At 33.4% G+C, this 25,835-nt stretch carries 26 protein-coding genes and 1 other annotated feature; of the genes, 5 read left to right on the top strand and 21 right to left on the bottom strand.

The window, feature by feature from the left end; translation table 11 throughout:
* Positions 1-51 precede the first annotated feature (51 nt).
* The 3 genes from AC1RPH_RS02440 to AC1RPH_RS02430 are packed head-to-tail and all read right to left on the bottom strand — an operon-like array spanning position 52 to position 2,990.
* Positions 52-1,305, bottom strand: coding sequence for a methionine gamma-lyase family protein (locus tag AC1RPH_RS02440; protein WP_481761231.1), 1,254 nt, complete (start codon positions 1,303-1,305; stop codon positions 52-54).
* A 12-nt stretch (positions 1,306-1,317) separates the two neighbouring features.
* The gene (gene miaA / locus AC1RPH_RS02435; RefSeq protein WP_481761230.1) at positions 1,318-2,250 is read right to left on the bottom strand and encodes a tRNA (adenosine(37)-N6)-dimethylallyltransferase MiaA; all 933 of its coding nucleotides are present in this window, start codon (positions 2,248-2,250) and stop codon (positions 1,318-1,320) included.
* Between the two features lie 2 nt (positions 2,251-2,252).
* Complete coding sequence (locus AC1RPH_RS02430; protein WP_481761229.1) at positions 2,253-2,990, bottom strand: glycerophosphodiester phosphodiesterase; 738 nt, start codon at positions 2,988-2,990, stop codon at positions 2,253-2,255.
* Positions 2,991-3,116: 126 nt separating this feature from the next.
* On the opposite strand from AC1RPH_RS02430, the gene AC1RPH_RS02425 reads away from it, so the two are divergent.
* Positions 3,117-3,293 (top strand): DUF3042 family protein, encoded by a 177-nt coding sequence (locus AC1RPH_RS02425; protein ID WP_409022655.1) that lies wholly within the window; start codon positions 3,117-3,119, stop codon positions 3,291-3,293.
* A gap of 47 nt (positions 3,294-3,340) precedes the next feature.
* On the opposite strand, the gene AC1RPH_RS02420 is transcribed toward AC1RPH_RS02425, so the two are convergent.
* The 6 genes from AC1RPH_RS02420 to AC1RPH_RS02395 all read right to left on the bottom strand — a co-directional run bounded on the left by AC1RPH_RS02420 (position 3,341) and on the right by AC1RPH_RS02395 (position 8,164).
* Complete coding sequence (locus AC1RPH_RS02420) at positions 3,341-3,748, bottom strand: rhodanese-like domain-containing protein (RefSeq protein ID WP_481761228.1); 408 nt, start codon at positions 3,746-3,748, stop codon at positions 3,341-3,343.
* A gap of 20 nt (positions 3,749-3,768) precedes the next feature.
* Positions 3,769-4,734, bottom strand: a complete 966-nt coding sequence (locus AC1RPH_RS02415; RefSeq protein WP_481761402.1) for an ROK family glucokinase — start codon at positions 4,732-4,734, stop codon at positions 3,769-3,771.
* 31 nt (positions 4,735-4,765) lie between these two features.
* Positions 4,766-4,966, bottom strand: coding sequence for a YqgQ family protein (locus AC1RPH_RS02410; RefSeq protein ID WP_409022657.1), 201 nt, complete (start codon positions 4,964-4,966; stop codon positions 4,766-4,768).
* A 20-nt stretch (positions 4,967-4,986) separates the two neighbouring features.
* Positions 4,987-5,661 carry a rhomboid family intramembrane serine protease gene (locus AC1RPH_RS02405; RefSeq protein WP_481761227.1) on the bottom strand — a complete coding sequence of 225 codons (675 nt, stop codon included), beginning with the start codon at positions 5,659-5,661 and terminating at the stop codon, positions 4,987-4,989.
* 110 nt (positions 5,662-5,771) lie between these two features.
* Positions 5,772-5,921 carry a 50S ribosomal protein L33 gene (rpmG, locus tag AC1RPH_RS02400; RefSeq protein WP_057973409.1) on the bottom strand — a complete coding sequence of 50 codons (150 nt, stop codon included), beginning with the start codon at positions 5,919-5,921 and terminating at the stop codon, positions 5,772-5,774.
* Between the two features lie 167 nt (positions 5,922-6,088).
* The gene (locus AC1RPH_RS02395; RefSeq protein ID WP_481761226.1) at positions 6,089-8,164 is read right to left on the bottom strand and encodes a peptidoglycan D,D-transpeptidase FtsI family protein; all 2,076 of its coding nucleotides are present in this window, start codon (positions 8,162-8,164) and stop codon (positions 6,089-6,091) included.
* Positions 8,165-8,399: 235 nt separating this feature from the next.
* On the opposite strand from AC1RPH_RS02395, the gene AC1RPH_RS02390 reads away from it, so the two are divergent.
* Entirely contained in the window at positions 8,400-11,036 is a 2,637-nt protein-coding gene (locus AC1RPH_RS02390; RefSeq protein ID WP_481761225.1) for a YfhO family protein, read from the top strand.
* A gap of 49 nt (positions 11,037-11,085) precedes the next feature.
* Here AC1RPH_RS02390 and AC1RPH_RS02385 read toward each other — a convergent pair whose 3' ends face one another.
* The 8 genes from AC1RPH_RS02385 to AC1RPH_RS02350 all read right to left on the bottom strand — a co-directional run bounded on the left by AC1RPH_RS02385 (position 11,086) and on the right by AC1RPH_RS02350 (position 19,239).
* On the bottom strand, positions 11,086-11,754 hold the full coding sequence (locus AC1RPH_RS02385; RefSeq protein ID WP_481761224.1) for a potassium channel family protein: 669 nt from the start codon (positions 11,752-11,754) through the stop codon (positions 11,086-11,088).
* A 77-nt stretch (positions 11,755-11,831) separates the two neighbouring features.
* Positions 11,832-12,314: a transcription elongation factor GreA gene (greA, locus tag AC1RPH_RS02380; protein ID WP_481761223.1), complete on the bottom strand. Its 483-nt coding sequence runs from the start codon at positions 12,312-12,314 to the stop codon at positions 11,832-11,834.
* 83 nt (positions 12,315-12,397) lie between these two features.
* A complete protein-coding gene (mltG, locus tag AC1RPH_RS02375; RefSeq protein WP_481761222.1) occupies positions 12,398-13,534 on the bottom strand; it encodes an endolytic transglycosylase MltG in 1,137 nt (378 codons plus the stop codon).
* Positions 13,535-13,585: 51 nt separating this feature from the next.
* Positions 13,586-16,006 (bottom strand): phenylalanine--tRNA ligase subunit beta, encoded by a 2,421-nt coding sequence (pheT, locus tag AC1RPH_RS02370; RefSeq protein WP_481761221.1) that lies wholly within the window; start codon positions 16,004-16,006, stop codon positions 13,586-13,588.
* Positions 16,007-16,011: 5 nt separating this feature from the next.
* The gene (gene pheS / locus AC1RPH_RS02365; protein WP_409022664.1) at positions 16,012-17,058 is read right to left on the bottom strand and encodes a phenylalanine--tRNA ligase subunit alpha; all 1,047 of its coding nucleotides are present in this window, start codon (positions 17,056-17,058) and stop codon (positions 16,012-16,014) included.
* 61 nt (positions 17,059-17,119) lie between these two features.
* Positions 17,120-17,348, bottom strand: a binding site (T-box leader).
* 43 nt (positions 17,349-17,391) lie between these two features.
* Positions 17,392-17,736, bottom strand: coding sequence for a winged helix-turn-helix transcriptional regulator (locus AC1RPH_RS02360; RefSeq protein WP_481761220.1), 345 nt, complete (start codon positions 17,734-17,736; stop codon positions 17,392-17,394).
* 121 nt (positions 17,737-17,857) lie between these two features.
* Positions 17,858-18,358 (bottom strand): HD domain-containing protein, encoded by a 501-nt coding sequence (locus AC1RPH_RS02355; RefSeq protein ID WP_409022666.1) that lies wholly within the window; start codon positions 18,356-18,358, stop codon positions 17,858-17,860.
* 116 nt (positions 18,359-18,474) lie between these two features.
* Positions 18,475-19,239, bottom strand: a complete 765-nt coding sequence (locus tag AC1RPH_RS02350) for a TrmH family RNA methyltransferase (RefSeq protein WP_481761219.1) — start codon at positions 19,237-19,239, stop codon at positions 18,475-18,477.
* Positions 19,240-19,373: 134 nt separating this feature from the next.
* Between AC1RPH_RS02350 and AC1RPH_RS02345 the strand changes: the two genes are divergently transcribed.
* Positions 19,374-19,649 (top strand): acylphosphatase, encoded by a 276-nt coding sequence (locus AC1RPH_RS02345; protein ID WP_481761218.1) that lies wholly within the window; start codon positions 19,374-19,376, stop codon positions 19,647-19,649.
* 87 nt (positions 19,650-19,736) lie between these two features.
* Positions 19,737-20,669 carry a membrane protein insertase YidC gene (gene yidC / locus AC1RPH_RS02340; RefSeq protein WP_409022669.1) on the top strand — a complete coding sequence of 311 codons (933 nt, stop codon included), beginning with the start codon at positions 19,737-19,739 and terminating at the stop codon, positions 20,667-20,669.
* A gap of 99 nt (positions 20,670-20,768) precedes the next feature.
* On the opposite strand, the gene AC1RPH_RS02335 is transcribed toward yidC, so the two are convergent.
* The 4 genes from AC1RPH_RS02335 to AC1RPH_RS02320 form a co-directional block, all read right to left on the bottom strand.
* Entirely contained in the window at positions 20,769-22,238 is a 1,470-nt protein-coding gene (locus tag AC1RPH_RS02335) for a HAMP domain-containing sensor histidine kinase (protein WP_481761217.1), read from the bottom strand.
* 38 nt (positions 22,239-22,276) lie between these two features.
* The gene (locus AC1RPH_RS02330; RefSeq protein ID WP_409022671.1) at positions 22,277-22,963 is read right to left on the bottom strand and encodes a response regulator transcription factor; all 687 of its coding nucleotides are present in this window, start codon (positions 22,961-22,963) and stop codon (positions 22,277-22,279) included.
* Between the two features lie 271 nt (positions 22,964-23,234).
* Positions 23,235-23,393: a hypothetical protein gene (locus AC1RPH_RS02325; RefSeq protein ID WP_481761216.1), complete on the bottom strand. Its 159-nt coding sequence runs from the start codon at positions 23,391-23,393 to the stop codon at positions 23,235-23,237.
* A 313-nt stretch (positions 23,394-23,706) separates the two neighbouring features.
* On the bottom strand, positions 23,707-24,564 hold the full coding sequence (locus AC1RPH_RS02320) for an aldo/keto reductase (protein ID WP_481761215.1): 858 nt from the start codon (positions 24,562-24,564) through the stop codon (positions 23,707-23,709).
* 156 nt (positions 24,565-24,720) lie between these two features.
* Between AC1RPH_RS02320 and AC1RPH_RS02315 the strand changes: the two genes are divergently transcribed.
* Positions 24,721-25,251 carry a GNAT family N-acetyltransferase gene (locus AC1RPH_RS02315; protein WP_481761214.1) on the top strand — a complete coding sequence of 177 codons (531 nt, stop codon included), beginning with the start codon at positions 24,721-24,723 and terminating at the stop codon, positions 25,249-25,251.
* The last annotated feature ends 584 nt before the right edge of the window (positions 25,252-25,835 follow it).

Here is a 25,835-nt window from a genome sequence, read left to right as displayed (position 1 = left end):
GACTGTCAACGTACAATGTTAGATTTTATAACATAGCTTACAGTCGATTGTTCAATAGAATGTTTTTTCAACTGCAGCTGTAACTGCTAACTTAACATGCGCATACGTTAACCCACCCTGAACATAAAGCGTATAAGGTTCTCTTATTGGACCATCAGCTGACAATTCGACACTAGCACCTTCAACAAAAGTACCCGCAGCCATAATAACTTTATCTTCATAACCAGCCATATCACTTGGTTTTGGTTCAACATATGCATCAACGGGAGATTCACGTTGGATAGCTTGAGCAAACTTAACCATTGGTTCTGGTTTACCAAAGTTAACCGTTTGAATGAGATCAGTTCTTGGTGCATCCCATTTTGGTGACACATCTAATCCCATTTTTTCAAGTAATGCACTCGTATAGATAGCACCTTTAATTGCCTCACCTGTTACATGAGGTGCTAAAAAGAACCCTTGAATAAAATCTCTCATAACATTTAAGGTGGCGCCCTCTTCATTACCAGTACCAGGTGTTGTTAGGCGGTAACCAGCTTTTTCAATTAAATCAGCACGTCCAACGATGTAACCACCCGTTTTAGCTAAACCACCACCAGCATTTTTAATTAGTGACCCTGACATGATATCAGCACCTACCTCTGTTGGTTCAATTGTTTCAGAAAATTCACCATAGCAGTTATCGATAAAAATAATCACATCTTTTGAAATTTTACGAACTTCTTTAATCATCTCAGCAATTTCAGATACCATAAAACTATCTCTAGTTGCATACCCACGAGAACGTTGGATTGCAACAACTTTAACCTTATCCGTTAACTTTTCTTTTAAACCATTAGAATCCATATGATTGTCAGCCGTTAATGGGACGTAATCAAACCCGATACCATATTCTTTCATTGAACCAATACCCGTTCCAGAAATACCAATAACTTCCTGAATCGTATCGTATGGCATCCCAGTAATATATAATAAATCGTCCCCTGGTCGTAACATACCAAAAAGGGCTGTTGAAATTGAATGCGTTCCTGAAACAATTTGTGGTCTCACCATTGCCGCTTCTGTTTTGAAAACATCTGCATAGATACGATCAAGTCCATCGCGGCCGATATCGTCGTATCCATATCCTGTTGATCCGGCAAAATATGTTTCAGAAACATTATTTTTCTTAAAAGCTTCCAAGACTTTTTGTTGGTTAAACAAAACCTGTTCATCAATTTCTTTTAGTCTTGGTTCAATTTGAGTATCAACTTCTCCTACAACATTTGCTAACTCCTGTGATAAATTATCTATCCATTTTTGCATATATTCTTCTCCTTATGACTTTTGTCCTTTTAACCAATCCACTATTTGTATTTCTATTTTACTTAGTTGTTCCGGATGCTCGATTAAATCAAACCAGTTAACTGCCATTTTATTTCTAAACCAAGTTAATTGTCGTTTTGCGTAACGCCTTGAGTTGCGTTTTATTAACTCTGTCGCTTCATCAAGTGATTGTTTTTCTTCAAAATAAGCATATAGCTCTTTATATCCAATACCTTTACTAGCTGGTAAATCATTGGTTTTTTGGTTAAAAAGCCATTTTGCTTCATCAATCAGCCCGGAACCAATCATAAGGTCAACTCGACGATTAATCCGATCATATAGCACTGACCTATCAGTCGATAACCCAATAATAAAGGGGTTAAACTCATCCGTTTTTTGATCCGCTTGCGCCGAAAACAATTGATTTGATTTTTTAATAACCTCTAATGCCCTGATTACTCGTAGCGTATTATTAACTGGAATTTTTAATGCTGCATTTGGATCTAAGCTTTCTAATTCTTGCCAAAGTGCCTCAGGACCGATTTTTTCACTACGTTCTTGTAATTCTTTTCTTAAATTTAAATCGTCGTCATTATCTGTTCCCAATTGAAAATTATCAAGTAATGCCTGTAAATAAAATCCGGTCCCACCAACAATTATTGGTAATTTCCCTCTAGAGGCAATATCACTAATTGCTGCGCGACTTTCGACTGTAAAATCAGCGACTGAATAACGTTCATCACTATTCTTGTGATTAATTAAATAATGTGGAATTCCATCCATCTCATCTTCTGTAATTTTAGCCGTCCCTATATCTAATTTCCGGTAAACTTGCATAGAATCGCCTGAAATAATCTCACCATTAAATTTTTTTGCTAATTTTATCGATAAATCAGTTTTACCAACTGCAGTTGGCCCAACAATTAACAATACTTTTTGCGTCATTTCTAATCTCCTTGAATATCTTTTCGTACTTCTATTGCTTTTGCAGGAAAATCTGTAAAAATGGCATCATATTTCTTTTTAAAACAATAAGTCATATCCTTAACTGAATTAACTGTCCAAGGGCGAATCAGTAGCTTTGGCCAAAATAAGCCATGTCGTTCTCTCAGCCAGGTCACATCAGGGTGTAAGCTAGTGATTAAATGATGCTTAGCCAATTGACGCGACTCTTTAATTTTAAATTGGAATAAACTCGCGAATTCTGCATCAGGATTAATTTTTTGCATTCTACGAATTGAGTTTGGATTAAAACTAGAATACAAAAGATGAATATCTGATGGTAATTGTTCCATTTGTTTATTTACAAGTTCTTCTATACCTTGGTATTCTATATGATTCGTTTTTAATTCTAAATTAAAAGTGCCTTTAAAGTTGTTATCTTTTAACAACTCAATTACTTCTTTTAATGTTGGAATTTGTTCACCTTGATAGTCAGAACTGAATTTAATTCCTGCATCTGCTTTTTTTAATTCCGCTAGTGTCAGATTTACTACCTTACCTGTTAAATTTGTGGTCCTATCAATTTTTTCATCATGCATAATGATTAGTTCACCATCTTTAGACAACTGAACATCAGTCTCAATGCCGTCGGCTCCTGCATCTATTGCGGCCTGAAAACTAACTAACGTATTTTCTGGTCTGGTTCCCTTACTTCCGCGATGCGCATAAATTTTGGTCTGCATATACAAGTCACCCCTAACTTTCAAAAATTATTATATCATTAATCGTAAAATAGCGGTGCTTTTAGTGGCAATTTTAGATTGAATAAGTCATAATAAAGATGTCAAATGAATAAGGAGGTCTACATAATGAAAAACTTTTCAAAAGGTTTCTTAGTCGGAACTGCTGCAACTGTAGGCGCATTAGTTGGTAGCGTCTTTGCCTTTAAAAAAACTGTTGTTGCACCCATCGAAGAAAAAGAACAAATGATTGAAGAAAACCGTAAACGTGCAACACGTAAGAGCCGTTCATCACACCATTCATAAACTAATAAAAGCATTGAAGAATTTTCATTCCTCAATGCTTTTTCTTTTTAGCGTTTTTTTGTTCTACCATCCCATTTTGAAAAACCTGTTTTCAAAATAGTAATATCTGTATAGCCTTGTTTGTGTAATTTATAGGCTGCTCGAGTACTAATCGATTTACCTTGGTCATATAAGTAAAGAGGTAAATCTTTTCTTAAACCACCAATCGCTGTTTTAAATTGAGAATAGGGAATATTTCTTGCTCCCATAATATGAGAAGCATCAAATTCACTTTTTTCACGTAAATCAACAACTTGCGCCTTACGCATACCTTCATTAAATTCTTCATTTGTTACTAATTTAGCTGCACGGCGACCCATATACCAAAGATAAAATTGGTTACCAGCTAACCCAACTAAAATAATAATCAAAATGATATTAATTATTAAACTAACCTTTACTGCTCCTAAAATCATACTAGTTCTCCCCTCAATTATTATTTAATAAACTGACGAGCAAGTGAAGCGGCACCAATAACGCCAGCTTCATTTCCTAATTGTGCTAATTTTAATGATGTTGATGAACGAACTGTTGGGAATGAAAATTGTTTAAAGTATTTAGTAACTTGATCTAATAGGAACGTTCCAGCAGCAGAAACACCGCCACCGATAACAATATATGCTGGATTTAACATATTACCTAAGTTACCACAAGCTAGTCCAAGATAATACGATACCTTATCAACGACCATTTTACCTAAAACATCATTCTCTTTAGCTAAATCAAAAACTAATTTAGATGTAATTTCTTGTCCGTCATCTAACATTTCTTTTAATTTTGATTGGCCAGCAAACTCTTCAGCCATATCACGAGCTACACGTACAACACCAGTAGCTGAAGCATATTGTTCTAAACAACCATGCTTACCACAAGTACACATGTAGCCATTAGGTTCAACTGTAATATGTCCAACTTCGCCACCAGCACCAGCAACACCATGTAATAATGCACCGTTAGCGATAATACCGCCACCAACACCAGTTCCAAGCGTGATGAAGGCAACTTCATCATCATTTTCGCCAGCGCCTTTCCAACGTTCACCTAAAGCAGCAACGTTGGCGTCATTATCAATAGCAAATGGAATTTGTGTACCGGATTCAATATCTGCTTGAACATTTTGCAATGTTTTCCAGTTCAAATTATATGCACCAATAACAGTTCCATCTGCACGATTTACTGTACCTGGTGAGCCCATACCAATTCCAACGAATTGATCAGCAGTCATATCAAATAGTCTGATATGGTGATTAATTGAAGCAATGATATCTGGCACAATATGTGAGCCTTCATCAAGAACGTTTGTTTCAATACTCCATTTTTGTTGAATATCGCCTGTTTCAGTTAAAATAGCGAATTTAACTGTTGTGCCACCTAAGTCGACACCAATTAATTTTTTTTCAATTACCATTATTCAAATTCCTCCACTTACACTCTCAATTATTTTGTTCTTCAACTCGATGTTCATGAGATAGTACAATTTTAGCTCTAGCATAGATTTTGTCATCAATCACTCCTGATCGATGTAAATTATCTAATTCCAATGCCATTAATTCAATATCCCACATACGTTTACCAACATAAACGTACACACCAAATTGTTTCAATAGTTGTTGGACATCATACAAATTTTTCAATTAACGGTCACCACCTTAAACTAGATACTATTAGAAATTCCAATTTTAATCAGAATTAAATTGATAATAATTAAAATAACGAATGCAGCTATCTGTTTAATATGACTGATTCGTGCCAATCTTGGTGCGCCTACAGTCGTTGCGATTAAGAATCCAGATAAAATACCGCCAATATGAGCTGCATTATCTGTACTTGACGACATAAACCCAAACGCAAGATTTAACACAATGAATAGTAAAAATTGCTGCGACATTTGTCTAAAATAGGCACTTTTTCTAAAATTATCACCTAACATTAGGAATGCCCCAAATAAACCAAAAATAGCACCACTAGCGCCTGCCGAAATAGTATCTGGACTGAACGTGAAACTTGCAATATTGCCAGCAATTCCAGCAAGCAAATAAATGCCTGTAAAACGCCAATGACCAAATAACATCTCAATTTGGATACCAATAAAATACAATGTAACCATATTAAGGACAATATGTTCAAATCCAATATGTAAAAATATGGGATTAAATAATCGCCACCACTCGCCGTCCATGATCAGTGGATTATATTTAGCGCCAAATTCAATTAATACATTTGTGTCTTGACTACCACCAGCAAGTGTCATTGCGATGAAAACAATTGCTGATAATCCAATAAAAAAGTACGTCATAAATGGTGTATTTTTGTATTTTGCCAAATTCATAGATAGCTCCTTATTTCATATAAAAATTTACAAAATAACGTTTACAAGATTTTATTTCAACTAGTATAAAAGTTATTTAAAACAAAAAAACAACAGGAAAATTCCCGTTGTTATTTTGTTTCGCGATGTAAAGTAACCTTACGATCACGTGGGCAAAATTTATTAAGCTCAACACGATCTGGATTATTACGTTTGTTTTTACTTGATAGGTATGTCCGTTCATGACATTCCGTACATTCTAATGTAATGTGTACACGCATGGTTGCAACCCTCCATATATTTCTTCATAATTTCATAAGACAATTAGTCTTTAACGTCTTATATAATATCATTATTAATAAGTAAACGCTAGTGTTTTTTTTTATTTGTTAAGGAAATTTACTTTACAGCAATAAAATCAGGTATTAGATGACTTATTTCCTTAATATTATTTATCAGATTCAACAGTTTTCCAAAATGCTGAATAAATTGAAACTGCTGCCTGACCATTCACAGCACTACCTGTATTATTAGCCATTCCAGGGAAAACGAGTGCAACGACCACTTTAGGCTTGTTAGAAGGTGCATATGAAGCCAAACTAAGTGCTTCAGTTTCAGATGTTCCATAGAATGTTTGAGCAGTACCTGTTTTAGCTGAAATTGATGGTGTTACATCACTCATCGCATTCCCAGTTCTCAATGAACTTGATCCATGAACAACCTTATAAAATCCTGATTGAACAACATCAAATTCTGATTTTGTTGCGTTAACTGTACTTAAAATATTAGGTGTCATTTCAGTTTGAACAGAACCTAAAGAACCATCCTCATTTGTTGAACGAATCGCTTTTACAATTTGTGGTTGTAATCTTGTACCACCATTAGCCATCGTTGACATGTATTGCGCTAATTGAATAGTTGTATATGAATCATAATTTCCGAAAGATAAATCAAGTGCTTTACCAATATTTGTTTGGTTAGCTACACCCTCAAAACCAGTTGACTCACCAGGTAAATCAACACCTGTTTTGATACCAAGTCCGAATTGATTAAAGTAACCACGCATTTTGGGGAAAATTGAATTCGACATATCCAGTGAAGAACCACTTGAATATTTGAATCCGCCTTCTCTCATTGCTAACTGCATCATGTACGAGTTAGAAGAAACCATTAATGCATCAGAAGCTGTTAACGCAACGTTAGCTGAACCAGATGTATTAAACCATGATGACTTAGGAGCTGTCCCAGCAAGCTTAATAGGTTCATCAGTTATGGTATTGCTAGTTGGTGTAATTGCCCCATCCATCATAGCTCCCATAACCGTAGCACCTTTTACAACAGAACCCATGGTAAATACTTGATTAATCGACCCTAAAGCATCATCCGTAATCTTACCTGTTTTAATATTTCGATTAACACCGGCCATTGCATAAACGGCACCTGTATTTGGGTTCATGACAACTGCGTAGGCCCCTGGATTATAAGGATTGCTTCCAGCAATTGATTTCACACTATCGTTCATAATCTTTTGAACTTGAGCTTGGAATTTAGCGTTAATATTTAAGACGAGATTATCACCTTTTTTACCACTATATTCTTGTACTTGTTTTACTATTTTACTATTAGCCACTTCAACCTTAGTTTGTGACTTTGTTCCTTTTAAAACATCTTCATATTGTTTTTCTAAATAACTCTGACCAACACTATCATTTCGTGAATAACCTTCAGTCATTAACGTTTCCACGCTATCACTAGGTAGCCCAGTAGCTTCACTAGTGACATTTCCGATGATACTGTTCATACTTTTACCATTTGGGTAACTTCGTGACCAGTTAGTTCCTATTTTAATCCCATTCATCCCTGATAAATGTTCACCTACTTCAGCCATCTCCTTATCGGAAACATCAGAGGTTTTTAAGTAAACAGTTGATAATGAATAAGCACCCGTCATTTTCCCAAAAACAGTAGCAGCTTCTTTTTCTTCATCAGTTAATGAATCAATGTTATTTTTAACAGCATATGCTACTGTCAATGTATTAAAATCAGTAGTTGATAATTTGTTTAACTCAGCAGATGTTAAATTTTTTTCTTTTTTTACAGCAGCAGTGACAGCTTTTAAATGCCCCTTATCCGCTAAGTAGTAATCAGCAGCATTGCGGTCTGTTAATTTACTCGTATCAATACTGACATAGGTTACTAAGTTATTAGCTATCTTATATAAATCAGGCGATAGGATACCTGATCCTTTTGTATAAGTAATTGCTCGAGAAGAATTATTACCAACTAGAACCTTACCTGTTGAGTCATAAACCATCCCACGCTGTACATTCTTAGTTTCTGTTGTCGTATCCGTACTATTAACTGTCGCTTCAAATGAAGCTCCGTTTAAAATTTGTAAATAGGCTAACTGCGCCAGTAATGCTGCAAAAAGTAGGAAAACAATAAAAAACAGGAAATTTAATCTAAATGGAATATGTGATTTATTTTGTTTGCTTCGACCTTGTTTTGTTTTTGGAAGTTTCACGTTTAATTACCTCTCACTGTATCATTATTAGTCTTTTAATTCGTATAAATATATCATTTACCATATTACCACATTTTTAAGATTCATTGGCCCAATAAACAGGCTAACAATTTATATTATAATAAAAACTTTAATAATCAGATTAAATATATTTTTATCTGCTGCTGATTTATGCGGTAAAGTCCCAAATATGCTATTCTTATTACCATACATTAATAGTCAGAGAGGTTTTAAAATGGTTAAGCTTAAAAATTATCTTAAAAAGAATCATGTACTCCTTCTAAGTTTCCTTATTCCTTTATTCATTATGCTTTGTTACTTTATTGGCCGCAAAATGTATCCTTTTGGGAATAGTTCTCTATTAACTGTTGATTTAGGTCAGCAATATATTGATTTTTTCTCTTATTTTAGAGCCACACTTCTCCATCATCCTACTAGTTTTTTCTATTCATTTTCACAAGCAATTGGTGGTGATATGTTAGGTGAGTGGGCATACTACTTAATGAGTCCTTTTAATCTTATTTTCTTAGTATTTCCAGGAAAATCAATTTTAGCGGGTGTTATGGTAGTCACCCTTTTAAAATATGCCTTATCAGGCCTTACGTTCGGTTTATTATTAAAGAAAACAACAAGAATGACTTCACTTTATATCCCATTATTTGCCACAGCGTATGCGCTAATGGGTTGGACGATTGCTAACCAACTTAATTTATTATGGTTAGACGCTGTTATTCTATTACCTTTAGTTATTTTAGGCTTTGAAAAATTACAGTTGAATTCAAAAAGTTGGGCTTATACTTGGTGGCTTGCGTTACTTTTAATCGTTAACTATTATATGGGTTATATGGTCTGTCTTTTTATGATTTTATATTTCTTATATACAACAAGTCGTGTATCTCTATCAGTTAAACAATTTTTTAAAAAATCATGGATTTTCATCTATAAATCTCTAGTTTCTGTAGCAATTTCAGCAATTATCCTCTTTCCAACTCTATTCTCATTGCTTTCAAGTAAGGGAGAATACACGGAAGAATCTATTAAAGCAAAAATTGAATATAATCCTTTAGCGATGCTTTCAAAATTTGTGATTGGTTCATTCAATTTTGATCAAATGCCTTCTGGTTTCCCTAATATTTTTGTAGGGAGTTTGGCTTTAATTGGTTTTATCTTATATTTCATGAATAACCGTTTTTCAATTAAAGAACGGGTTGTCTCTTTTTTAATCACAAGTTTCTTGATCCTATCGATGTGCTTTGAACCTTTAGATTTACTATGGCACGGAATGCAATTTCCAGTTTGGTATCCTTATCGTTTTTCATTTGTATTTTGCTTTTGGATTATCCTTTTAGCTGCTCAACAATTTGAGTACTTTAATCCTATAAAATTCTGGAAATTGAGTATTGTAGGTCTTTTATTCATCGGAATGTTTACGTACTTATTTATATCAAAAGAATCTTATAGTTATTTATCTGATGAAACTTTATTCCTATCAATTTTATTTATTCTTTTAACGTTAATTTTAATTCAGTTCCAAGATCATGCATCACCTTCATTCAAATGGTTGTTATTTGCAAGTGTAATAGCTGAGATGTCATGTAACGCTGTTTATTCATTAGATAACATTAGTTATTTATCTACAAGTGAATACGACGTGTCAACGACTGCCCTAGCAACTGAAAGTAAATCGTTAAAAAAAATTGATAATTCTTTCTATCGTGTCGCACAAACATACAGTCGGACTAAAAATGATGCCATGTCAGCTGATTTTTTCAGCGGTTCCCATTTTAGTTCTGCTTTTTCAAAATCAATCCCAACTTTTTACGGTAAGATAGGACAACCTGATGGTGATAATTATGTCACTTACTCAAATGGTACCTTGGTAACAGATGCCCTATTAAATATGAAGTACGTTTTTACACCAAAACAATTACGGACTTCTAAGGCATTGGACACACAGTTAGAAACATTGACACCACTAACTGAAAAACCTGATACAGCTTACTATAGACCTGTCTCAAATAACTCGTTAACTGAAACGGTTAAAAATCCGTATGCTTTATCAATTGGCTATGCAGCAAATGATACTATATTGACAAACAAGAATAAAACAACTAACCCATTAAGATATCAGTCTGATTGGTTATCTGCTCTAACCGGTATTAATAACGATGCTTTATTTACACCAATTAATTTTAATACTGTCAATTTTGATAACGTTGGTTCACAAATTAATTTAACAAATTCTATTCTAACAAAAACGAAACTAAATAAATCTGGACTAGTCACTTTCACATACACACCAACAACAAACGATGCTTATTATTTAACCTTAGGTTCAGGATTAAGTACTGATAATGTTTTATTTAAATTAAATGGTCACGAATTAAAACAATATAAAACGTATCGAAATACAGTTGTTGTTAATATTGCATCCAATAATAAAGGTAAAAAAATAGTTCTGACAGCTAAATTAAAGAAAAGAACCCTTTTCTTAGAAAACTTTACGCTTTATCAAATGAATGTTAATTCATTTAAATCCCAAATTAAGCAACTAAAATCTAGTGAATTAAACGTTACAAAATACAATCAACATTCAATCACAGGTTCAATATCAGTTAAACGTAATCATCAAGTCGTCTTTACAACGATTCCATACAGTAAAGGTTGGCATGTTAAAGTTGATGGTAAATCCGTAGCAACTAATAAATCATTGAATACTTTTCTCAGCTTTAAAGTTGCTAAGGGAAATCATACCGTTAAACTTATCTATTGGCCACCATACATGGGTATTGGTTTGATCGTCTCAATTTTGGCTATTCTCTTGATACTTATTAAGCCAATTATCGTTCACACAAAAAGATTGATTAAATAGTTTTTGTATAATACAAAAGGACAAGATTGCAATATGCAATCTTGTCCTTTTATTTAGTCTTGTTCATTTTTTCATCAAATTCTGTGACAGCTTTTGTTTCACCAATAATCAGTACCTGATCATTTGGTAAAATAATTTGATCTGCTAATGGTGAAATAATCATTTCTTTACCACGTCTAATACTGATTACATTTAAATTAAATGTTGATCTGAAATTTAATTCATCTAATGTCTTATTAACATATCTCGGATCTGTCATATCAATTTCTGCCAATCGGTAATCATCATCTAAATCTAAGTAATCTAACAAATGATTAGAACTTAATGCCCTACCCAACTTGATTCCCATATCTCGTTCAGGATGAACAATATGATCTGCCCCAACCTTTTGGAGTACACGAGCGTGATATTTATTCAATGCTTTAGCCGTTACGACAGGAACACCTAATTCTTTAACCATCAATGTGACTAAGATACTTGCTTGAATATCTTCACCAATTGCGACAATCACATGATCAAAATTACGAATACCGATTGATTTTAAAGCTTCATCATCTTGTGCATCGGCAACAACAGCATGTGTTGCAATATCCATATAATCATTTACACGAGCTTCATCCCTATCAATAACTAAAACTTCTTGCCCATACTCAATCAACGTTTCGCAAACACTCGCACCAAATCGACCTAAACCGATTATTGCAAAATTCTTTTTCAACTTATCTCACCTACTTAATTTAATAAAAAAAGACTAAGTAACAAATGATTTGCAACTTAATCTTTTATATTTAGCTTTTATAAATTATCTTTAACATCGGTAATTTTGACTTCAAAATTACCATTTGGTGTTTCAATTGTTACTGTTTCATTTAATTTATGGCCAACTAATCCTTTAGCGATTGGTGATTCATTTGAAATTTTACCAGACATTGGGTCAGCTTCTGCCGCACCAACAATCGTGTATGTTTCTTCCTCTTCACCAGGTTCCATAAATGAAACTGTTTTACCAACAGAAACTTCGTCAGCATCTACACCAGCGTTATCAATAATTTCTGCATAATGGAGCATATGTTCAATTGTTTTAACTCGGCCTTCAACAAAACTTTGTTCATCTTTAGCTGATTCATATTCTGAATTTTCTGATAAATCGCCATAACTACGTGCAATCTTAATACGATTAATAATTTCTGCACGCGTTTTTGTTTTTAATGTTTCAAGTTCTTCTTCAAGTTTAACTTTACCGTCTACGGTCATTGGATATACTTTATCTTCTGCCATCACTTACTCCTCTTAAAATTAATAAGTTCAATATGCCTATCAGGTTAACATTTAATTTTGTGATTGTAAACCGGTTGCGTGGATTATTGAACATAATCATTATCAGCCTGTGTCATAGGTGAAAATGCTTGGTAATATTCATACGTTTTAGAATATTCTATTTTTTTAGAATTTGAATTGAAAATAAAATAGAAATTACCTTTCTTTCTGTCCAATGGTGTCAAAACAGCCTGGATAGAATCTAAACTAGCATTGTTAAATGGACCAGGTCCATATCCTTTATAAACGTACAAATTATATGGTTTATCCACGTAATAATCAGCTGACGTTAAATCTTTTTGCGGTATATTTAGCGCATAACTAACTGATATTTTTGATTGTAACGTTATTTCTGATGCAATTCGATTGAAATAAACACCGGCAATTTTTTGACGATCTTTATGGTTTTCCGTCTCTTTTTCAACTAATGAAGCGAGAGAAATGACCTCTTGTACTGTTAATTTTTGTTTTTTTATTGTTGCATAATAAGGCGATAATTCATCATTTGCTTTAACAATCATTTGCTCAACAAGATTTTTTAACGTTGTTTTTTTATAAACAGTATACGTAGCTGGGAACAAATAACCTTCTAAAGGATATCTCACGTTTTTAGATGCCATAGTGGTATCTAAAAGATCTGGATATTTTTTATCTAAGTAATCCAAAAAAGTTTTATTTTTCATTAATTTAATAAAATCATTATATGAAAAATTTGTTTCTTTTGAAATGGATTTACCGATTTGGTTAATTGTTGTTCCCTCACCAACTAATACTTTCGCTAATTTATTTTGTATAGGCTCACTACTTCCACCTTGTTGAAGTGTCCAAGCAATTTTATCCAAACTCATAGATGCCTTAAGTTGATAGTAGCCGCCCTTAAATTGTGACACCTTTTTTTGCTTGACATAGTACGTATACACCGTACCACTTTTAATAATTTTATTTTTTTCTAAAATTGTTCCAATTTGTTTTGTACTTGATCCAATTGGAATATAAACTTGTTCAATTTTATTATTATTTTTATCTAGTGGATCTAAAGATGCCTTGATATATCTATAGGTCATAAACAATATTGTCAGTAGTAATATACATAATAATGCAATGACCCCTGCAATAATTTTCTTAGCCTGGTTTTTATTATTCTCTGGCGGTAATTCTGGAGATGTATCATCTTTTTTCATTGTTTAACCTCCTCACGCTTAATAATAAGTATTATTAAGCTGCGTCCTAAATTATCGAATATCAGCCCTAAGCGTCTCTTTTAAAGCTTCGATAACACGGTTAAAATCATTTGTGACATCTTCTTCAACCAAAGTTTTTGTAATATCTTGATAAGTTAACGTATAAGCAAGGGATTTCATGCCATTTTCAATATGAGATCCTTGATAAAGATCAAATAAATGAACATCAATTAAAGACTTTCCACCTTGTTTTTTAATTAACGCTTCAATCTCACTGTTAGCTATATCATTAGCAACTAGGAGGGCCACATCACGAGTAACTGATGGGAATTTAGAAATAGGCGCAAATAATCGGTCTGCTTTTTTCGCATCAACTAATTTTTGAAGATCTAATTCGAAAACGTATGTTTCCTTTAAATTAAATTCTTTAGCTGAATTAGGATGTACTTGGCCGACAAAACCAATTAATTCATCTTTTAAATAGATATCAGCTGTTCGTCCTGGATGCATATCTTCATGACTTTCAGAAGATACATAAGTAACATCATCAACTAATTCTAATTGTGTTAATAATTGTTCAACAACACCTTTAATCATGAAGAAATCAACAGGTTGTTTTTCATTTTGCCAATTTGCAAGTTTAAATAATCCTGTCATTGCACCTGCAATATGTTCAATTTCAGTAGGTCGCTCTTCGCCCTCACTGCGGAAAAAGACTCTTCCTTGTTCATAGAAAGCAAGATTGTCAGATTTTCGTGCTTCATTGTACGCTAAATCATCTAATAACCCGCTGATTAAGTTCATTCTTGTTGTTGTTCGTTCTGAGCTCATTGGGAACATTAAATTTGTCGTAAAAACATCTTTTTCTTCAAAAATAAATTTACCAGCTTTTTCTTCCGTTGTTAATCCATAACTAATAACTTCAGATAACCCAGCTGATTCCAAAATATGACGCGCCTGTTTAATCATTTTTTGTTTATAAGTATATTTACCAGGAGTCATTTTGCCAGTTGGTAGTGTAGAAGGAATATTATCGTATCCATAAATACGCGCGATTTCTTCTACTAAATCTGCTTCAATACTAATATCCCAACGTCTTGCAGGAACTTCAACATTTAAAGTACCATCGCGATTTACAACCGTAAATCCTAATTGTTTAAATAATTTAGTGATTTCAGATTCTGATAATTCAGTCCCAAGTACACCATTAATATGTGCCACCGTTGTATCAACAAAAGTTGACTCTGCTTCTAGCTTACTTGCACTTGCCGTACCCGACACAACTGTTCCATCACCTAAATTAGCGATTAACTCTGCTGCTGCATCAAGTGCTTCTTGTACTGTTTCAACGTTAATACCACGTTCAAATCGCATTGAGGCTTCACTATGAATACCATGTGTGCGTGCTGTTTTTCTAACCATTGAATTGTTAAATACTGCAGATTCAATCGCAACTGTCACAGTTTCGTCGGTTATTTGTGTTGATTCGCCACCCATTGTCCCAGCAATAGCAATCGGTGTTTTACCATTTGTAATCACAATATCTTTTTCTTTTAATTCACGTTCTTCGCTATCTAGTGTTGTAATCTTTTCGCCAGCAATAGCTGTTCTTACTAAAATATCTTTACTTCCCAATTTATTATAATCAAAGGCATGTAATGGTTGACCATAATCCATCAATATATAATTGGTCACATCAACGACATTATTAATAGGTCTAACGCCTGCGTTCCAAAGACGAATTTGTAACCACATTGGACTTGCTTTAATTGTTAAATCTTTAATCACGCGCATCGAATATGTGGGTGCTAACGTTTTATCAGGCAACGATAAAGAAATGTAATCTTCAATTTTTTCAGTAGATGTTTCTTTCAATTCTGGATGCTTAAATGTTGCCGGAACATCATAGTCAGCAGATAGTTCATGTGCTACCCCACGCATACTTAACATATCAGCACGATTTGGTGTCACATCAATATCAATAATGTCATCATTCATACCTAAGTAATCAAAGACTGATTCACCAGGAATTGCATTTTCTGGCATTACGTAGATACCTTCTACAAATTCTTTAGGCACGACACTATCTGAAAATCCAATTTCTTGTAATGCACAAATCATACCTTCAGAAGCTTGTCCGCGCATTTTACCACGTTTGATTTTAACATTATCAGCAATTCTAGAATTGGGTAATGCAACAATAACTTTTTGCCCTGCGGCAATATTAGGTGCGCCACAAACGATTTGACTAAGAGATCCTTCACCAACATCAACTTGGCAGATATTTAAATGATCAGAGTCTGGATGTGGTACCAAACTATCAACATATCCAACAACAATTTTTTTAAGTCCTTCAGAAGGACGTTCAACGCTATCAATTTCAACGGCTGTACGAGCTATTTTTTCAGCAATAATTTCAGGTTCAATTTCTAATGTTAAATATTCATTCAACCAATTTTTAGATACTTTCATTATCTCTAACCTCTTTTCGTAAATTGTGACAGGAATCGATTATCGTTTAAATAAAAATGACGAATATCGTCGATACTATATTTAAGCATCGCAAAACGATCTGGTCCTAAACCAAAGGCAAAACCACCGTATACTTCAGGGTCGACACCGGCCATTCTTAATACATTAGGATGTACCATTCCAGCGCCTAAAACTTCTAACCAGCCTGTGTATTTACAGATTGAGCACCCTTTACCCGCACATTTAAAACAGGTCACATCGACTTCAACTGACGGTTCCGTAAATGGGAAGTAACTTGGTCGTAACCGAATTTCTTGTTCTTCTCCAAAAATTGTTTTAGCAATCAGTTCAATCGTTCCCTTTAAGTCTGCCATCGTAATATGTTTGTCGATTACTAACCCTTCGAACTGGTGAAATTGATGTGAATGCGTTGCATCATCTGTATCACGTCGATAAACTTTACCAGGTGAAACCATTTTTAATGGTCCTTTTGAAAAATCATGTGTTTCCATTGTCCTTGCTTGAACGGGTGATGTTTGTGTTCTCATTAATAATTCTTTTGTAATATAAAATGTATCTTGCATATCACGAGCGGGATGATCCGCAGGTAAGTTCAACATTTCAAAATTGTAATGGTCTTCTTCTATTTCTGGACCTGAAACAACTTGATACCCCATACCCAAAAAGAGCTCTTCCAATTCTTCAATCACTTGCATAATAACATGTGGCTGCCCTAATTGAATTTGGGCACCTGGTAGCGTTACATCGATTTTTTCTTTTTCCAACTTTTTAGCAGTCATTTTAATTTCAAGTTCTTCATTTTTCACACGAATAGCTTCAGCTAACTCATTTTTAATGGTATTAGAAAAGCTACCAATTTTAGGTCGTTCTTCGGCTGATAATTCCTTCATACCTCTTAAAACTTCTGTGATTGGTCCTTTTTTTCCAAGTAAATTAACACGAATAGCATTAATTTGTTTTAGATCCTCTGATTCACGAATTTGTTTCAAGCCTTTTTCTTGTAACTCAAGTAATTTCTCTTTTAAATCCATTAATATCGACTCCTTTATTAGTTGTTTTGATAGATTTTAGACACAAAAAGACCCCGTCCTAAAAAGGGACGAGGTCTCGCGGTACCACCCTTGTTTTTGAGAATACAAATTCCCAAACACTCAAAATGATAACGGCCATTAACCGGTTAATTGCATGATTTAAGTTAGCCTACATTAATTAACAGCTCTAGAAGTGAATTCAATATTTTATTTATTGGTTAGTTTCAGTCTAGCTAACCATCCCTTTAAATCCAAGAAAAATATCTACTATTTTCTGTCTAAGCCTTTATTCTATATTCATAGTTTAAAGGTATCAAAGCCTATCGTCAAGTCTTACTCGCAATCTTTAAGTGTATACCACTTTTCTGACCATGTATGGACGCTATCCATCATATTTTTCATGTCTTTTCCTTGTTCAGTAAGCTCATAAAAACTACGACTAGTTTCACCGATGGCGACTCTTGAGATAATATTAGTATCTTCAAGTTCTTTTAAACGTTCAACTAATACACGGTCACTGCATTTATCAACCTTTTGAGCTAATTCTTTAAATCGTTGAGGTCCTTCATCCAATAAAACGTTAATAATTAAACCGTTCCATTTTTTACCTAATATTGAAAAAGTTTTTTCAAATTTAGGACACATTTCATAATTTGTTTTTTCTTGAACAACTTGCATAATTAACCCCTCCTCAGTTACTTTATTACTATATTTTATCATTAACTAACAAAAAGTAAACAAATTGGTTCGTTTTCGAAAAAACAAAAAGGATAAGCCTGTAGGCCTATCCTTTTTAAAACTATTTTAAAATTGCAATTAATTGCTGAAAGCTATGTTTTGATTTATTTTTTAACGGTGATGAAACTTCACTTGTTGCTTCATATTTATCAACCATGGTTACAATATATCCCTCTGGATATTTAGGTGGTGCAACAGTAGCACCCCACATATGTTTCATGATGATATCTTTTTCTAAATCAGATAATGTCGTTAACTTCTCTGCATTTCTAATAGCGATACGCGGATGAATCCAAGCATGTGTACCGCGATCGAATTTAGTTGTACGCCAATCGTAGTAAAATAAATCATGTAATAATCCGGCCCTTGCCGTTGCTTTTGCATTTAAATGTAATCTTTTAGCGATACGATAACTGTCATAGGAAACTGAGATTGAATGTTCTAATCGAGTAGAAAAATGATGTTGTGTATATTCACTTAATCTTTGAACTTCTGGTTTTGCCAAAAGGTCTCCAACATAACTCATATATAATTCATCATCAAGATACGAATCTTTTTTCATATACTAGTACGCCCCCAAAATATTTTTTCCTATCTCCATCATAACTGATTGAGCACCTATTGCAAGCGCAATCAGTTATCTTTAGTAAATCGTAATAATTTCACCAAATATCATAATTAAGCTTTAAGATGAAACATTAGTACACCTGCAGCAATAGCGACATTTAACGATTCAGCACGACCTTTAATTGGAATATATAAATTAGCATCCGTTTCATTTAACAGGTCATTACGCATCCCGTTACCTTCATTTCCCATAATTAAACCAAAATTATCTGTAGCAGAAATCTCACGATAACTAAGTGCATCTTCATTTAATTCAGAACCATAAATAGCAATATTATTTTCTTTGAATAAGGTAGTAACTTCCATTAAATCGGCATCCACTAATTGAACATGAAATTGGCTTCCCTGCATCGAACGTAAAACTTTAGGATGATGACTATCTGCACTACCCTCACCAAAAATGACACCTGTTAAACCGGCAGCATCGGCAGTTCTAACCATTGTTCCAATATTTCCTGGATCTTGAACACCATCTAGCATTAACCAGCCACCAGTTAAATGGTCAACTGATAATTGTTGATTTTCTTCCATCTCAGTTACCGCGTAAATACCTTGTGGCGTACTCGTGTCAGCAAGATATAAACTAACTTCAGATGAGATTTCTACTTGCTCAATTGTCGTATCGGCTATTTCATCAAAATATCTAAAATCATTAGTAACAAGCAAATATTCAATTTTTGTGTTTGCCATGAGTGCTTCTTTAACTAAATGCCAGCCTTCTAAAAGGTATTTATTTTCCTTTTTACGACCTTTTTTAGTTTGTAATTTTTTCCAGTATTTAATCTTAGCATTCTGTGTTGAATTAATTTTTTCCATAAATGTACCCCTCTTACTATTGGAAATAATTATAGCATATTTAAAATAGCATTAGTTGGTCATTATCATCTTTTCCAGTTATAATGAAAGCAATAAATGCCTATATCTACTTTATAATATGGAGGGATTACATTATGAGTGCTATTCAAATAACTGTTTTTGGTCGCGTGCAGGGTGTTGGCTTCAGATATACGACGAAGAGATTAGCCGATGATCTAGGCATCTACGGGTCAGTACAAAATAATTTTGATGACAGCGTCACAATTAAAGCAAGTAGTTCAGATAATACCCAATTAGAAAAATTTATTCAAAAAGTTAAAAATTCACCTACACCAGCCGGTAAGGTGACTGATTATAAAGAAACCTCCTTAACTAATTATATGCCGACTGCCTTTACCGTTATTTACTAATTACGATTTATTTATAGCCCATTGAAATCCCCCTATATTTAAAGTATAGTAATCGATATAGTCACTTTAAGAGGGGAAAATATATTAATGAAAAAGATTAAACGTTTAACAATGCTCCCAATATTCATGGCGCTTGTCCTGTTCCTATCGGGATGCGTCCGCAGAGACAAGAATGGTAATCCTTTTGGGATGGTTTACGACTATTTAGCAAAACCAACTCAGGGATTGCTTGACTGGTTATCCGCTCATCTAGGTAACAACTACGGTCTAGCAATTATCGTTATCTCAATCGTCATTCGCTTGGCACTTATGCCAATGATGATTAATCAATCGAAAAAAGCGACCGTTCAACAAGAAAAAATGGGTTCGATTCAACCACAATTAAAAGTCATTCAAGAACGACAAAAAAATGCTAAAAGTTCAGAAGAAAAAGCAGCTATCAGTCAAGAAATGATGGCACTTTATAAAGATAACAACGTCAGCATGACTGGCGGAATTGGCTGCCTACCATTATTAGTTCAAATGCCAATTTTTGCTGCGCTATACGCTGCAATCTTATATTCTTCAGAATTAAAGGATGCTGTCTTCTTTAGCATTAAATTAGGTACACCATCAATTATCTTTACTGTGCTATGTTTCATTGTGTATTTGGGTCAAGGATTCATTTCAACAATTGGCATTCCGCCAGAACAAAAGAAAACAATGCAAACAATGTTAATTGCTAGTCCAGTTATGATGGTCTTTGTTACAATGAGTGCGCCAGCAGGTATTGGTCTCTACTTCTTCATCGGTGGCCTCTTCGCTTGTGTTCAAACATTTATAATTATGTTAATGCGTCCTAAGATTCGTCGCGAAATTCAAGCTGAACTTGCTAAGAACCCACCAATTGTTAGAGAACGTTCAACAATTGATGCTGTTGAAGAAACAGTGGAACAAACAATTGATAATGTTGAAGATAATCTTTCAAATGTAGCAAAAAATAATCGTAATCGTAATGCTGGTAAACAAAACCGCAAATAAAGATTAACCATTAAAAAAAGCTTACCATTCTTAGAATTGCTCTAAGAATGGTAAGCTTTTTTTATTATACTGTCTAAATTTTTGTATTGCATTTCAACACTAGTCTCTTCTTATCTTTTCGGTTGGTTTAGTAGTAGCTAGAGGCAACGAAATTCTGAATATTGAACCACGCTTCTCAACACTTTCTACCACTAATGTTCCTTTATAACCCATAATGAGTTTTTGTGCGATTGATAATCCAAGACCATTACCGCCTTTATCACGACTTCTAGCTTTATCAACGCGATAGAAGCGATTAAAAACATTTTTTAAGTCATCTTTAGAAATTCCTTCACCAAAATCTTGAATAGCAATTTGAACCATTTTCATATCTTTTGATGCTGAAATATGAATTTCTTTTCTTGTTTCTGAATATTTAACGGCATTATCCATTAGAATAATTAAAACTTGTTCTAAGTGATTATGCGATATTTTTACCAAACTTTCTCCATTAAAATCTTCATCTAAAATAAACGTAAAATCGGGATGTATCATTTTAAAATCATTGAAAATTTGTAAAACAACTAATCGGACATCAACTAACTCATTTTTAAATGTCATCTCTACTTGTTCAGCTCTTGATAAATCAAGCATTTCTTGAACTAAACTCTTCATACGATTAATTTCTTGCAAAGATGCTTCAATCGACTCCGCTAGAACTGCCGGATCATCTTTACCCCACCTGTTCAATAATTCCATATGACCTTGAATTATTGCTACAGGGGTTCTTAACTCATGTGAGACATCTTCAACAAATTGTTGCTGTTGATCAACGTAGCGCTCCATCCTATCTAGCATACTATTGAACAAGTCCGCCAAATCAGATAACTCATCATTTCTATGCATATCTGGGACACGTACATGTCCAATTGGTGTTTCGCCTTCATTAATAATATCAATAGTTTCGTTCACTACTTCAATCGGTCTCAGTAACCAAGATGCCAGGATATACCCTAATATAGCACTACCAAAGGTTGCCGTAATAATTAAAACAATAAAAATTAGAATTAATTTATTACTAATTTTATGGTAATTTTCTAAAGCATTAGTTACTTGTGCATACCCGATTTTTTTGCCAGTTTTAGATGAATAAATAGCTCTTCTAGCAACATATCCATTTGCGCCATCAATTGTTTGGCTAGTAAACGTCATTTTATTTTTTTTAACAAATGGTACGTTTAAATTTCTTGAAGCAAAAACTTCTTGTTGCTTCAAATTATAAACACCTACTGCAATATTTTCTCTTGATAAATTAACAATTACTGCATTTGAGTACAAGTTATTTTCGTCTTTATCTGGTCGAGAATCTGCATTTATCGGTTTTAAATGTTGTGCAGTACTTGAAATTGTTAAGTCTTGATTCTCACGACTTAACTGTTGCGTCACCGTTCTTAAAGTATCTTGTACATCTTTTTTTTCTTTATCTAATAAAACGCCACTAAAACTCTGAAAAATAAGCGCAGAAAAAACGGCAAATATAAGTAAAACACCTATTGCCGTTCCTAATGCCCATTTCCATTTAAGTGACATACGTCTTACTTCTTTTGGATGCTGGGTTATTTTTTTTCTCATGATCTCATTACGTACCCTGTTCCTCTGACCGTTTGAATATAACTTTCTTCACCGCTACGATCTATTTTATTTCGTAAGTAACGAATATAAACATCCACAACGTTTGTTTCAACTTCTGATTCATATCCCCAAACTTTAGCTAATAAAACATCTCTAGCTAAAACAACATTAACACTTTCCATTAAAGCTAAAAGTAGTTCATATTCACGTTTGGTTAGCTCAATAACTTCTTCATCACGACGAACAACACGATTTTCTTTTTCAATTGTTAAATCACGGTAAGTGACAGTTGTCTGTTTTGCAACATTTTGTTCACCCTCTATATCAATACGACGTAACAATGCACGTAAACGCGCCAATAATTCTTCGATTGCAAATGGTTTAACAATATAATCATCTGCTCCATGGTCTAAGCCAGATACGCGGTCAATAACTGAATCACGAGCCGTCATCATAATGATTGGTGTATTTTTAACTTGTCGTACACGGCGACAAACCTCAAGACCATTTAATTCAGGTAACATTAAATCAAGTAGAATTGAATCCCAATCTTCATTTAAAGCAGCTTCTAGACCCGTTCGCCCATCAAAATGAACCTCAGTTTCAAATCCTTCATGTTGTAATTCTAATTCAACAAAGCGCGCTAAATTTTTTTCATCTTCAATTATTAGAATACGACTCATATTTTCATGATCTCCTGTTAGTTTTATTTTATTTTCTCATCCATATACACACAATTTTTAACCGATATCTTACTTTTCTTATTCTACCATTAAATGATATTCTTGCATACACTTTGCACTGCTCAACTCATATAGGTATTCAAGCACTTTTTAACCGTTTTTTTAATATATTATTAACTAAAAGAGTAATAAAATTAATATAACAAACCGTTAACTTTAAAAAATATATCATTAACGCTTTATTAAAATGAAAACTAAAAATTGGAATTAGTTATTCGATACCAGCAGCTTTAATCAGTAAAACCGATAATTCAATTATAAATTTTGCCATTTCAATTTCTTTTACAACGTTAACACGGATTTCTCCATTCAGCATACTCAAAATAACTTCTTCAAAAACCTTATATGAAAAGGTTTTATTCTCTGACAAAATAATTCCACCAAACCACATTATATTTTCTAAGTGTGCCGTTAAGTTAGGATATTAGAATATCGAAATTATACCTTAGCGTCTTAAAAAATAGTTACGGATTATCTTATTCCATACTACCTCATTGGTTAACTATTAAAGTTTTTTCCTTTATTTCAACTAAGAACACAATAAAACCCCTTAAGTTAGATTTTTCTCCAACTTAGGGGGTTCCACTTCAAATAGATAAAATTATCCCAAATGCTTCTTTTCCGTTATATACTTATACTTATATTTTATTTACCATTGGCAAAATAACTTTACTTCAGGTAATTTATGACAATAATTCCATGAACCGTTCAACTCTTTCTGGATCATTATGATCAAAGAAGGCAGATTCTTGTTTGTCTAAGGCAGTAATAGTTGCCATGTCTTCCACTGTTAATTCAAAATCAAATATGTCGATATTTTCTGCCATTCGTTCCGGTCTCACAGATTTAGCAAGTGCTACAATACCACGTTGCATTAACCATTTTAGAATAACTTGTCCAACTGATTTACCGTATTGTTTACCAATTTTTGACAATGTTTCATTTTTAAATAAGTCTAACCGGCCTTCAGCAAAAGGTGCCCATGCTTCCATTTGAATGCTTAATTTTTCATGATAGGCTTCATCCGTTAAACGTTGATTCCATGGGTTCACTTCTATTTGGTTAACTTGAACTTTAGCCACACCATTCATATGAGAGAATTCTATTAATTTTCCGATATCAAAGTTAGACACCCCAATAGCACGTATTTTCCCAGCAGATTGTGCGGTAGCTAAAGCGCGCCAAGCACCATATACATCACCGTATGGTTGGTGAATCAAGAATAAGTCTAGATAATCTAACTGCATTCTTTCTAGTGATTCATCAATTGCCTTCATCGCCTTTTCTTCACCAACATGTTGGATAAATAATTTGGTTGTGACAAACAACTCTTCTCGTGTCACTAATCCTTCAGTGATCGCTCTTTGGATAGCTTCCCCAGTTTCAACTTCGTTTCCATAGGCAATCGCTGTATCTAGTAATCGATATCCTACTTTAATCGCTTGATAAACTGCCTCTGCAGTTTCTTCTAAAGGAATTTGATACACGCCAAAACCTAGTTGTGGCATTTTCACTCCATTATTTAATGTAACTGTATTCATTTAAATCGCTCCCTTTTTATTTAATATACTAAGTTAAACACTTGGAGTGCACTCAGAGTCAAGGATTATGCTATATTATTTTAATATTTGTTTATTTTTCAGCTTTAGGCTACTATTACTATAAGTATTTTAGATTACATATAAGGAGAAAAAGCGATGACACCTATTATCACACTTTGCACAATTAATGACTTAGAAATATTACAAAAGATTAGCATTGAAACTTTTACTGATACTTTCGCTGCAGATAACGATCCAAAAGATTTACAAGATTTTTTGGATACCGCTTATTCTTTACCACAATTAACGAGTGAATTAAATGATCCAAATGCATTCTTTTACTTCGTACATGTTAATGATGAGTTAACTGGATATTTAAAATTAAATATTAACGACGCACAAACTGAAGATGACTTTCCGAACGGCTTAGAAATCCAACGAATTTACATTCGCAAAAATCACAAAAAAATGGGATTAGGTCAACTTCTATTTGAAAAATCTAAAGAGGTTGCCAAAGAATTTAAAAAAGATCAACTTTGGTTGGGAGTTTGGGAACATAATAAACCTGCCCTCTCCTTTTATGAAAAACAAGGCTTAACAAAACATAGCCAACATGATTTTGTTTTAGGCGATGCTATCCAAACCGATTTTATTTTAGTTCTAAACAGTAGTGACTCCAAAAATTAGCCTTTTTATAGAGTGGGAAAATCCACTCTATTTTTATACAAATAATTCTTTATATTTTCGGGATTCAATAGATTTTTTCAGCCTAATTTTTCTTTCATATCCATAAACTAACGTCTTAACGTTAATCCCAATGTGACATATTCATAACGTTCATCTAATAATTATTTTCATATACTATTATAAAGTTTAATAGTAAAATTGTATTGATATAGAGTATGTCCATCATAATCTAATTACGCAATATTTCACTAAAAATATTATTTCTGGAGGATTTTCCACATGAGTATCTTTTTCGCTCTCTTATTTATTACTACTTTTATCACATTTTTGGTATATGTTATTAAATTTATTATCGCAAAAATTAACAAAAAGGATACTAATCATGCAAGAAAATTAATATTATTTAGTTTCCTAATCTCATTTATTTTACTCGTTCTAATTGGTATCACTGCACCTTCTTCAAGTAGAAATGCTAGTGTCAAAGAATCTAGTTCCGCCCAATCAAGCTTTCTGTCTTAAAAAGATTACCAACATAACTTTTATTACTGAGACAATTTTTATTGCTTATTTTACATTACAAAAAT

Source organism: Dellaglioa sp. CoH-57-MRSF-16 (genome assembly GCF_056782055.1).
This window is presented reverse-complemented; position numbering and strand designations above follow the sequence as displayed.